Genomic DNA, 11,841 nt, shown 5'->3' on the forward strand with positions numbered 1-11,841 from the left:
CTGAATTGGAATCTGAATTGGAATCTGAATTGGAATCTGAATTGGAATCTGAATTGGAATCTGAATTGGAATCTGAATTGGAATCTGAATTGGAATCTGAATTGGAATCTGAATTGGAATCTGAATTAGAATTAGAATCTGAATTAGAATCAACTCAACTAAACTAAACTCAATATAAATGAGAATGGACGTTTATTCGAATTTAGATAAAAAATAAGATACTAGTAAAATAAATGAAACTAGCAAAAAACTATAAATCTTTTCTTAAATAATACTTCTTATCACTAATGGGATAATTTTCTAGCATGCCAAATATTTCAAATCCTTGCTTTTGATAAAAAGGCAGGGCTTGAAAGCTAAAAGTATCCACTTCTGCATATTTGGCACCTTTCTCTTTTGCTGCAAGTTCCATTGTTTGCAGTAATTCTGTTCCTATATCTTTTCCACGATAGGCTTTATCTACCCATAAATAACGAATGCGTAGCCAATTTCCTAAAATATCTCCTGTGATCCCGTCTATTTTTTTACTGTTCTCTTCCTTAAAAACGGCAAGGGGTGTGTATTGTTCCATCTGAATATAGTGAAGACTGTGGATTAGCAATCCTTTATAAATCTCATTGATCTCATTCGATGTTGGATTTGTGGTGATCTTTAACGACATATTCGGCTCTTAATATTAATAAAAATAATAATTACATCATCACTATTTGGTTATTAAATATTTATACAAATGCTAGGATGGAAACAATAATTAAAAAAGCTGGATAACACAACATGTCGTTTTTCAAAACTCTGCCAGGTATTTTATTCTGTGCATTAATCGGTGGTGTTCTTACTCTTTCAGGTTTGCCTATGGCACTGATGTTTGGGCCAATTCTTGTCGTTATCATTGCTTACCGTTTTAAATGGGAGCTTGCCGTTCCTAAACATACATTGACGTTTATTCAGCTAACTTTAGGCACTTCGGTTGGTTTAATGTTTAACCAAGTTCATTTAGGGAGTGCTGATAACTTACTCATTCTATTACTCACCCTTGTTGTGTGTTTAGCCATTCAGTTTTTTGTGAGCTATTTTTGGTTTCATCGCCATATTGGTTGGACGAAAGAAGAGTCAATGCTTGGGGCGGTACCTGGGGCGATGGCGGCTATTTTAGCATTAACTGATCATACGAAAACGCCACCTCAAAAAATTGTGATTTCTCATACGATTCGTTTAATGGTGCTGATTATTATGGCGGGTTTTATTGTGGGTTCAGATAAAGCTAATATGCCAGAATTTTCTATACCCGAAATGACCTTTATTTCATTGTTGTGGTTATTATTGATTGCTGCTTTAGGGTTGGGCTCTGGGCTTTTATTGCAGAAAATTCGATTTCCTGCACCCTTTATGTTGACCTCATTAGGTAGTGCGATACTGGTTCAATCGTTTGTTAGCGAATCTATTGTTTTTCCCATGTTACTTAATGAATTGAGCATGGTGTTAATTGGTATGAACATTGGTGCTCACTTTGTAGTTTTTCCGCTTTCATCACTAATTAAAAATGCCTTTTCTTCTGTACAAGTGGTGATTATTAATGTGATTTTAACCGTAATTGTTGCCTATGGTGCGGCTTATTTAACGGGTGCCCCTTGGGCTACATTAGTATTGGCTTGGGCGCCGGGAAGTATGGAAGCAATGACATTTGCAGCGATAACGATGAATGTAGATGCGGCTTTTGTTATGTCGAATCATATTTTTCGAATGTTGATTATTCAAAGTATTCCATCAGTTGCTTTGTATTGGAATGAATATAGACAGAAGAAAAATAATTAGCATAAAGAAAGGTAGAAAAATCTTTTGATAACCTCTATCAGTCATTTTATATCTCGACAGTATTTAAAGAGGTTATTCCGCTTTATTTATCCAATAGTGAGTTAACACAAGTATTAATAATTTAATAAACTTAGCGATTTATTGGCTAATAGCTGACATTTTTTACTGTGTGTCACTTTAATGCCTTTTAAATCATTGTAACTATCTTCATTCAATTGACCCATTGGCAATGTCGAGTAATTACTGACATCCCATTGCTGTGAGCGAGAAAAGATCATTAGCGCTCTTTCAATTTTAGGTTTTGATATCTGCTCATAACCACAATCTTTATTTAAAAAAAGGTAGATGGCGGTTAAATCTGCCAAGTCTTCTGCTTGTGTGTAAGTTAACGCTTTTGTACTCGAAGAAAAGATCAGAGTAAAAGAAAACGTTAGTGTGCAGAACAAGGCGAACATTTTTTTCATTAGGTGTGCTGTTCCTTTGTGTGATGATTTAGCAAGTTTTGTTATTTGGCTTAATGTAGTTAAAAGTTTTGCAAAGACCCTCTGTTTTGTTGGGTTTTAAATTGACCTTCCAGTAAGGGGAAACTTTAGCATTGGTAATAGATTAAAAAACATCTTTATTCATCTTATTTCGATAAATACATAATAACTTGTTTTTATTCAAAGGAATATATTATGCAACGTCGCGAATTTTTAAAATTAGGCGCCACATTAAGTGCTGTTACATTATTACCGAGCTGGAGCCGTTTTGCGTTTGCCCAAAGTAACACGCCTTCATTGGCTATTCCACCTCAAATTACCCCTGATGCTCAACAAAAGATTGTTCTTAATATTCAACAAGGTGTTTCTCAATTTATTCCGACGGCAAGTACAACAACTTGGGGTTATAACGGCAGTTTATTAGGGCCAGCATTGAAATTAAAACGTGGTCAATCAGTCACTATCAATATTAATAACCAGCTTCCCGAAACGACAACCGTTCACTGGCATGGGCTTGAAATTAGTGGTGAAGAAGACGGCGGTCCACAAGCAATGATTGAGCCTGGAAAATCTCGTACTGTTACTTTTACACCCAATCAAGTTGAATCAACGTGCTGGTTCCATCCTCATACTCATGGTGTTACTGGGAAACAAGTCGCAATGGGATTAGGCGGATTAGTGATTATTGAAGATGAGGAAACTGCAAGCGGTAAATTACCTAATCGCTGGGGTGTTGATGATTTACCCGTTATTTTGCAAGATAAACGTTTAGACAGTGAAGGACAAATTGATTATCAACTCGATGTGATGAGTGCGGCGATTGGCTGGTTTGGCGATATGATGTTGACCAATGGGGCGATCCAACCACAGCATATTGTACCGAAAGGTTGGGTAAGATTACGTTTCTTAAATGGTTGTAATGCTCGGAGCTTAAACCTTGCCACTAGTGATGGCAGACCCATGTATGTGATAGCGAGTGATGGTGGGTTATTAGCGGAACCCGTAAAAGTAACAGAACTTCCTATTTTAATGGGAGAGCGTTTTGAGGTTTTAGTCGATACCTCAGATGGTCGTGATTTTGATATTGTCACTTTACCTGTACGTCAAATGGGCATGGTGTTAGCACCGTTTGATAATGTATTACCTGTGTTACGTTTATTACCGTCAGCGGAAAAAGCACAAGGTACTTTACCTGATCAATTAGCATTAATTCCGGCATTACCAACACTCAGTAACATTGCAACTCGTACATTACATTTACGTATGGATATGCGTTTAGATATGCAAGGCATGATGCTATTAACAGAACGTTATGGTGATAAAGCATTAGCGGGTATTCATCATGGAATGAGTCATATGCGCCAAGGAAACGGTAGTGGCATGATGGGCGGCGGAATGAATTGTGGTCATGGTGGTGGGGATCTTGATATCTATAATGCTAATAGTATCAATGGTATTCCATTCTCAATGACTGAACCCGCATTTGATGTAAAACAAGGCACTTATGAGCGTTGGGTTGTCTCCGGTCGTGGTGACATGATGTTACATCCATTCCATGTTCATGGTACACAATTTCGCATTTTATCTGAAAATGGTAGAACACCAGAGAAGCATCGCCAAGGCTGGAAAGATATTGTGAAAGTTGAAGGACAATTTAGCGAAATTTTAGTGAAGTTCGATCATTTAGCGACAAAAGCACATCCGTTTATGGCACACTGCCACTTATTGGAGCATGAAGATACCGGAATGATGGCGGGTTTCACTGTTAGTAAATAATCAATCACTGTAAAAGCTATCAATATCAGTGAGATAAATTAACAAATGGCATGAAATGGATATTTTGTGCCTTTATTTTCATTAAATCAGATCATCGCATGATGAAGGAAGTTCTGGTACAATCGTTTGCTTTCCCCGTTAACCCAATCGAAATAAATCATGAAACATATTGTTGATGTCATGATCTCTGAAGAAGAGATCAAACAGCGTATTGCTGAGCTAGGGCGTGAAATCTCAGAACATTACCGTCCACGTCAAGATCAACATGATCTTGTCTTAATCGGCTTATTAAAAGGTTCTTTTATTTTTATGGCTGATTTATGCCGTGAAATTGATGTGAACCATGAAGTCGATTTTATGACAGTATCAAGTTACGGTAATGGTATGACGTCAACGCGTGACGTCAAAATCATTAAAGATCTCGATGAAGATATTCGTGGCAAAGATGTTCTGATTGTTGAAGATATTATCGACTCAGGTAACACCTTAAATCGTGTTAAAGAGATTTTAAGCTTACGTGGGCCTGCTTCTATTTCTATCTGTACTTTATTGGATAAACCCTCTCGCCGTGAAGTTAATGTTCCTGTTGAGTGGATTGGTTATTCCATCGAAGATAAGTTTGTTATTGGTTACGGTATCGATTATGCACAGCGTTACCGTCACCTGCCTTATATTGGGCATGTAACGTTATTAGATGAGTAATTTATTTACTTAAAATAGAAACGGAAAACCCGCTTAACAAACGTGTCCAGTTTTATAGAGCACTTCATTAGGCGGGTTTTTTTATTTAATAGAACGTATTTTATTAACGTGGATGACTCAATTTAGCCATTGCTTGACGATAAGAGAGTTCAAGTTTTTCTCGGCTATCTGAAGTGACATCAAGATCGTGTAGCTCACCATTATTTAAACCGTAAACCCAACCGTGGATCATCACTTTTTGTCCACGTTTCCACGCTGCTTGCATAATTGTTGAGTGGCCAAGATTGTACACTTGTTCGATAACGTTTAGCTCACAAAGTAGGTTTAATCTATCTTGTGGCGCAAGTTCACCCAACATTGAACTGTGTTTGTACCAGATATCGCGGATATGTAGTAACCAGTTATTGATAAGACCTAATTCGGTGCCTTCAATAGCTGCTTCAATACCACCACAACCATAGTGACCACAGACAATAATGTGTTCAACTTGTAATACATCAACAGCATACTGGATCACAGAAAGACAATTTAAGTCAGTGTGGATAACCAAGTTTGCTACATTACGGTGAACAAATAAGTCCCCCGGTGCCGCGTTAATTAATTTTTCTGCTGGAACGCGACTGTCAGAGCAGCCAATCCATAAAAAGTGAGGTTTTTGTCCTTTGCAGAGATCTTTAAAAAACTGAGGATTCTCTTCAGTAACAGATTCTGACCATTGCTTGTTATTGGCTAACAGCTCTTCAATCTTTCTCATCATGATGTGACTGCCTGTAAATTCGGTTTCCCACCATTTGCGCTGACAGTACGCCAACACGAAATAGCTCTTGTGTTAATGTTAGATGCGAAGATCCATTAAGAAAGGGTATTTTTATACCATTACTTTTGAATTTATCAGAAGGCTTTTTAAAGCCAAGTGACAGATAATTGCTTGTAATTTTTCGCTTTCAAATAAGATAGAACTTTTTATAGCATTTGTTTAATGAATTTATCAATACATTCTTTGATGTAAATCAAATATACAAAAAGATAACTATTTGTTAAATCGAATATTGTATTATTCCAAAATAGACACTTATAAATATTATATAAATAAAACTAATAATTATGATTGTTAGTTTTATTTATATACTGAAAGCGAGAAGGGTAAAAAAATAAAAGACATTATTGATTTGAGGAGATAAATGGCTAGATGATATTCATCAGTAAACTTGAGAAACAAAGGCAATAATTTTATTGGTATCAATTAGGCTAAATGATTGCACTAAGGGATAAAATGATTACAGCATCAGAATATTGGTAAGAAATAAAAGAATATTGCACCTTGATGGCTAATTTACTTTCTCTTTATCTTTTATTTTTTATTCTTGTAATAGTTAAAAAATATTTATTTATTCGTTTGTGTCATAAGCCCTAAAACGGTTTATTTGCCACGGAATATTCTCTAGAATACCTTATTCCATTCTGTTCTTTGAACTAAGCTTATTTTCTGATTTCAGCTCAGTCAATGCTGAATAATGCAGTTGATAAAAGGTAATTCCCACTTATGACGTATGCATTGGAGTTAACGGAGTTAACGAAAACTTATCACAATGGCGTAAAAGCGCTAAAAGGAATTAATCTCACCGTTGAGGCTGGCGATTTTTATGCTTTATTAGGCCCTAATGGCGCTGGCAAATCGACCACGATTGGTATTATTAGCTCTTTAGTTAATAAGAGTAGCGGTAAAGTCAAAGTATTTGGTTATGACACCGATACCGATATGGTTAATGCAAAACGTCAATTAGGATTAGTGCCACAAGAATTCAATTTCAACCCTTTTGAAACCGTATTACAAATTGTTCTCAATCAAGCGGGTTATTATGGTGTGCCTCGTAAATTAGCGTTAGAACGTGCTGAAATTTATTTGACCCAGCTTGATTTATGGGAAAAACGTGACGATAGAGCGCGTTTTTTATCTGGGGGAATGAAACGTCGCTTAATGATTGCGCGTGCATTGATGCACCAACCTAAACTACTTATTCTTGATGAACCAACCGCAGGTGTTGATATTGAATTACGTCGCTCAATGTGGACGTTTTTAAAACAATTAAATGCTGAAGGTACTACCATTATTCTAACCACACACTATTTGGAAGAAGCCGAAATGCTGTGTCGGAATATTGGTATTATTCAACGTGGTGAACTGGTTGAAAATACCAGTATGAAAGGGCTATTAAGTAAATTAGAGTCTGAAACCTTTATTTTAGATTTAGCGCCGAAAAGCCCACTACCTGAATACAAAATTATCAATATCGCTTGGTTGATACATCAACATTAGAAGTTGATGTTAAAAGAGAGCAAGGACTAAATAGTGTATTTGCTCAACTTAATGCACAAGGTATTCAAGTGTTAAGTATGAGAAATAAAGCCAACCGACTTGAAGAATTATTTGTTCACTTAGTTAATGAAGAGCATACAGTAGAAGGAGAGGGGGAATGATTCAGCTGTATTGGGTAGCCCTCAAAACAATTTGGATTAAAGAAGTCACCCGATTTGGTCGTATTTGGGTACAAACATTAATTCCACCAGTGATAACGATGTCTCTCTATTTCGTTATTTTCGGTAACCTGATTGGTAAACGAATTGGCGATATGGGCGGTGTCGATTATATGCAGTTTATTGTTCCTGGCCTGATTATGATGGCAGTTATAACAAACTCTTATGCGAATGTTTCCTCTTCTTTTTTCGGTGCTAAATTTCAACGTAGTATAGAAGAATTATTAGTTTCACCCGTTCCAACGCATGTTGTTATTGCAGGGTTTGTTGGCGGTGGTATTGCTCGTGGTATTTGTGTTGGTATCTTAGTGACTTTAGTTTCATTATTTTTTGTACCTCTAGAAATACATTCTTGGACAATGGTTGTGGTGACATTACTGATGACCTCAATTGTGTTTTCTCTCGCCGGGTTATTGAATGCGATTTTTGCGAAAACCTTTGATGATATTAGTATTATTCCAACTTTTGTTTTAACGCCATTAACCTATTTAGGTGGTGTGTTTTATTCACTGTCACTCTTACCTGAATTTTGGCAAGGTGTGTCTAAATTAAACCCTATTGTGTATATGATCAGCGGCTTCCGTTACGGTTTTCTGGGTATTACGGATGTCTCTTTAACGGTGACGATTAGTGTTCTGTGTCTTTTCATTACTGTGTTTTACGTTATCGCATGGTATTTAATTGAAAAAGGTCGCGGTTTAAGAAGCTAATCAAAAAAATCAAAGAAAAAGTGATAAAAGTTTAAATCGGTATCTTAATTAGAGATACCGGTTTTTTTTAACTATTTTTTCTGCATGAATGTTAATTTTTCTTTAAATTCTCACTAAGGTATTAACAAAATGATTTTTCTTGTTTAGTATACTAAACACTTTGGTAGGGGATAAAAAGGATATGTAATGACAACGGCAAGCCAAACAGGTAAAAAACCTGAGGCAATCTCTCGTAATAAGCTTTTATGTATTGCAGGCATGGGATGGACTTTTGATGCAATGGATGTGGGATTACTAGCATTCTTACTCACGGCATTAAAAGAAGATTGGGGATTAACGGCATCACAATTAGGTTGGATTGGTAGTATAAACTCAATTGGAATGGCTGTCGGCGCGTTTGTATTTGGCATTATGGCTGATAGAAAAGGGCGCAAACCTGTCTTTATCTTTACTTTGTTACTATTTAGTTTAGGTTGTGGATTAACAGCATTTGCAAGCTCTTTGATGGTCGTGCTTGTTTTACGTTTTTTTATTGGCATGGGATTAGGAGGGGAATTACCTGTTGCCTCCACACTGGTTAGTGAAAGTGTGGAAACCCATGAACGAGGGCGCATTGTCGTTTTATTAGAAAGTTTTTGGGCTGTCGGTTGGCTGATCGCGGCTTTGATTGCTTATTTTATTATTCCTGATTATGGTTGGCGTATGGCTATGCTATTAAGCGCCTTACCTGCAGTATATGCTCTCTATTTGCGTTCAAAATTACCTGAACCTCCTTCATCGCATATTTTACAGAGAAAAACACGTTTATCGATTCGTCAATCAATGGCATTAATTTGGTCGCCGCAATATCGTCGCTCAACGTTAATGTTGTGGATCTTATGGTTTTGTGTGGTTTTCTCTTATTACGGTATTTTCTTGTGGTTACCAAGTGTTGCCATGTTAAAAGGTTTTAGTTTAATTAAGAGCTTTCAATATGTACTTATTATGACATTAGCGCAGTTGCCTGGTTATTTTACGGCGGCTTGGTTAATTGAGCGATATGGGCGAAAGTTTGTTTTAGTGACTTATTTAGCGGGTACGGCCATTAGTGCTTATTATTTTAGTGTGGCTGATTCTACTGCGACATTGCTTATTTTCGGTATGTTGTTATCGTTCTTTAATTTGGGTGCTTGGGGGGCTTTATATGCTTATACCCCAGAACAATATCCCGATGGAATTCGGACAACAGGTGCAGGAACAGCAACTGCAATAGGGCGTATTGGTGGAATACTAGGGCCTTTAATGGTGGGATACTTGGTTCAGTATCAATTTGAAATAAGCTCAATATTTTTGATTTTTAGTTTTTCGATTGTGATTGGAATTTTAGCGGTGATGTTATTGGGGCAAGAGACAAAAAATAAGCCACTTAATTCAATTTAGTCATGCTTTGTGTGACTAAAAATATAGAATTTCTCTTTCTTGTAATATGATAGCAGTTAAGATTTTTATGAGAAAAGGAGATCATGATGTCTCATTATGATGAAATAGTTAAGCAAGTTGATGATGCTATTGCCACAACTAGTATTCAAACAATGAACGAGCTTTTAGTTGAATTAGGCAAAGATAAAACGATTGATTTTCCACTGCGTTATGAGCAACAAGAGCGCCTACGTACAGCTATTTTCCATCACGGTGAAAAGCAACGTTAAATCAGTCTATTTTAGATCATATGAATTAAAAAAAGCGTTTGCGCCATATTGATAAACTGGTGCTAACGCTTTTTTATTTTTACTGTATTGTTTCAATACGACTTAAAACGTTTTTCGACCTTCTAGCACTGCGATCCTATTTTCAATTGAGGGATGTGTTGAGAAAAATGAATCTCCTTTATTAAAAATAAAGGCCGCTTTACGATAAGCGCGTCCCGTCGAACCATCTTCAAAATTTTCATCATCATGCTGCGCTGAAATTTTCTTTAATGCATTAATCATCGCTTGATTATCTTGGGTTAAATCCACAGCGGTAGCATCTGCCATATATTCACGGGTGCGGGATAAATAGAAATAGAGCACCTGTGTAATGATCGGCAAAACCAAGTTTAGAATGATTAAAATGAGTCGCGCTTTGCTTGCTGCATCATTACTTTTACCACCACGGTTACTAGAGGCAATATATAAGCGACTACCAAAGATATTTGTTACGGTCAAAATAACGTTAGCTAATATGCCAACATATAATGTCAGTCGTGAATCACCATGAATAATATGCCCTGTTTCATGGGCTAATACAGCTTGTACTTCTTGGCGATTAAGACGATTTAGTAAGCCTGTTGTTACACCAATAAAGGCATTTTTCTCAGACCAACCGGCTGCAAAGGCATTCGCTTCAGGTGTATCAAGAAGATAGAGCTTAGGAATGTAGCCAAGAGTGGCACTTAAGCTAAGTTCTTCAACGATATTAAGGAGTTGGCGCTCTTGTACATTTAAGGTGTCATCAGGACTAATTAATCGTGCATTCATTCCCGTTAGCATGATTTTATGCCCTTTAAAATGAATAAAGATAAGCAATAAAATAGAGATAGCGAGAATAATTAATGTCGCAATGGGAAGAGAGTGAAACGTCAGAAATGCCAACATATTATCGCTAAGATCTAAATAAGGATTGGCACCAATCGCCGTATCCACCAGCAAACCGATCATAAGCATTAAGAGTAAATAGGTTGCTATAACAAAACGAGTTCGAATAGCATTTTTTCGTAGAACATTTCTGAAATCCATTAGTGACTCCAAACAGCACGGTAAAGTGCTGTTTTTATCAATCTAGAAGTAATAAATACCTTTATTACGATAAAATTAGTCAAAATTAATGCGGCGCGCTTCTTCTGCTTTAATGGTTCCTTCATCAAGGCGCCAGTACTCTTTATCAATCACTAGGCTTGGGAAAATTTTAACGATAAATACCGCTGGAATAGAGGCGATGAAAGCTCGGTATTGCTCTAAAGTACGGTTGAAACCGCGCTTTGCAAAAGAGAGTTTATTTTCGGTTGAAACAATCTCTTCTTGTAAATTTGCCATAATAGTATCGGATTTTAATTCTGGGTAATTTTCAACGGCAACATTAATGGCACCACTTGAGACAATTTTTGATAACTCATCTTCAGCCGCTTTGGCTTCTTTGCTATTTGCGCTTTGAGCTTGCGTTCTTAATTCTGTGATTTTAGTAAATACTTCAGACTCATGGCTAAGGTATTTTTTAACAGTGGCTAATAAACTATCGAATACTTTGCCACGACGATCTAATTGCACTGAAATTTCAGTTTCACTTGAGATAACTGCTTCACGCATAGAGATAATACGGTTGTAATAATAAAAAATAAGACCCAATAACGCGATGGTAATAATTAATCCAGTCATGCGAGGCGCTCTCTTTTCTAATAGTAAACAGGGAATTGTGCTAAATCATTGATGTTAATTTTGCCTATTATTGATAAAGATAGCCAGATGATTATTTCATCAAAGATCAAATGAGTGCTGATAAAGCAAAATCAATAATATGGGTGAGATAAAAAATACCCCGAATAAATTCGAGGTAAAATGAAAGCTAATGTTAAGGTAAATAGAATTATCAAATGAAACATAGGGGATGAAAACTAGGTTAAATAAGCAAGCTAACTAAACCATTAAATGCAGTTATTTAACCTAGGGAAATAACACGCTTAGCGAAAAGCCCGCAGGGCTTTAAAGATCAATCAGACGTTGACTGACTCTGAACGTAGGCTCTGAACGTTTCAATCGTTGCCCCTCCGGTGCTACAGACAAAGTACGATCTCGACCACAAAAGCCCCG

At 36.6% G+C, this 11,841-nt stretch carries 12 protein-coding genes and 1 pseudogene; 7 read left to right on the forward strand and 6 right to left on the reverse strand.

What is annotated here, in order from left to right; translation table 11 throughout:
* Nucleotides 1–250: 250 nt before the first annotated feature.
* The gene (locus tag QSH13_RS17845; protein WP_286039418.1) at nt 251–661 is read right to left on the reverse strand and encodes a GNAT family N-acetyltransferase; all 411 of its coding nucleotides are present in this window, start codon (nt 659–661) and stop codon (nt 251–253) included.
* Between the two features lie 113 nt (nt 662–774).
* Here QSH13_RS17845 and QSH13_RS17850 point away from each other — a divergent pair, with 113 nt between their 5' ends.
* On the forward strand, nt 775–1,812 hold the full coding sequence (locus QSH13_RS17850; RefSeq protein WP_196544872.1) for an AbrB family transcriptional regulator: 1,038 nt from the start codon (nt 775–777) through the stop codon (nt 1,810–1,812).
* Between the two features lie 113 nt (nt 1,813–1,925).
* On the opposite strand, the gene QSH13_RS17855 is transcribed toward QSH13_RS17850, so the two are convergent.
* A complete protein-coding gene (locus QSH13_RS17855; RefSeq protein ID WP_185901737.1) occupies nt 1,926–2,276 on the reverse strand; it encodes a YacC family pilotin-like protein in 351 nt (116 codons plus the stop codon).
* A 213-nt stretch (nt 2,277–2,489) separates the two neighbouring features.
* Between QSH13_RS17855 and cueO the strand changes: the two genes are divergently transcribed.
* Both cueO and hpt read left to right on the forward strand, forming a co-directional pair.
* Nucleotides 2,490–4,070, forward strand: a complete 1,581-nt coding sequence (gene cueO / locus QSH13_RS17860) for a multicopper oxidase CueO (protein ID WP_109406799.1) — start codon at nt 2,490–2,492, stop codon at nt 4,068–4,070.
* A 159-nt stretch (nt 4,071–4,229) separates the two neighbouring features.
* Entirely contained in the window at nt 4,230–4,772 is a 543-nt protein-coding gene (gene hpt / locus QSH13_RS17865) for a hypoxanthine phosphoribosyltransferase (RefSeq protein WP_196544873.1), read from the forward strand.
* A 103-nt stretch (nt 4,773–4,875) separates the two neighbouring features.
* Here hpt and can read toward each other — a convergent pair whose 3' ends face one another.
* Complete coding sequence (gene can / locus QSH13_RS17870) at nt 4,876–5,529, reverse strand: carbonate dehydratase (protein WP_036932822.1); 654 nt, start codon at nt 5,527–5,529, stop codon at nt 4,876–4,878.
* A gap of 786 nt (nt 5,530–6,315) precedes the next feature.
* On the opposite strand from can, the pseudogene QSH13_RS17875 reads away from it, so the two are divergent.
* From QSH13_RS17875 to QSH13_RS17890, 4 genes and pseudogenes are all read left to right on the forward strand, one after another.
* Nucleotides 6,316–7,250: pseudogene (locus QSH13_RS17875) on the forward strand (ABC transporter ATP-binding protein).
* A complete protein-coding gene (locus tag QSH13_RS17880; RefSeq protein ID WP_109397896.1) occupies nt 7,247–8,017 on the forward strand; it encodes an ABC transporter permease in 771 nt (256 codons plus the stop codon). The pseudogene QSH13_RS17875 and the gene QSH13_RS17880 overlap by 4 nt, the downstream one beginning before the upstream one ends.
* Nucleotides 8,018–8,203: 186 nt before the next feature.
* Complete coding sequence (locus tag QSH13_RS17885) at nt 8,204–9,436, forward strand: MFS transporter (RefSeq protein ID WP_109397895.1); 1,233 nt, start codon at nt 8,204–8,206, stop codon at nt 9,434–9,436.
* A gap of 86 nt (nt 9,437–9,522) precedes the next feature.
* Nucleotides 9,523–9,705 (forward strand): DUF2526 family protein, encoded by a 183-nt coding sequence (locus QSH13_RS17890; protein WP_109397894.1) that lies wholly within the window; start codon nt 9,523–9,525, stop codon nt 9,703–9,705.
* 102 nt (nt 9,706–9,807) lie between these two features.
* Here the strand turns inward: QSH13_RS17890 and htpX are convergent, their stop codons facing one another.
* The 3 genes from htpX to QSH13_RS17905 all read right to left on the reverse strand — a co-directional run.
* Nucleotides 9,808–10,773 (reverse strand): zinc metalloprotease HtpX, encoded by a 966-nt coding sequence (htpX, locus tag QSH13_RS17895; protein ID WP_286039419.1) that lies wholly within the window; start codon nt 10,771–10,773, stop codon nt 9,808–9,810.
* A 75-nt stretch (nt 10,774–10,848) separates the two neighbouring features.
* Complete coding sequence (locus QSH13_RS17900) at nt 10,849–11,409, reverse strand: LemA family protein (protein WP_185901741.1); 561 nt, start codon at nt 11,407–11,409, stop codon at nt 10,849–10,851.
* Between the two features lie 331 nt (nt 11,410–11,740).
* The coding region (locus tag QSH13_RS17905; protein ID WP_286039420.1) for a transposase at nt 11,741–11,841 on the reverse strand (101 nt) is incomplete at its 5' end.

Source organism: Proteus faecis (assembly GCF_030286765.1).
In the GTDB taxonomy this organism is placed as follows: domain Bacteria; phylum Pseudomonadota; class Gammaproteobacteria; order Enterobacterales; family Enterobacteriaceae; genus Proteus; species Proteus faecis.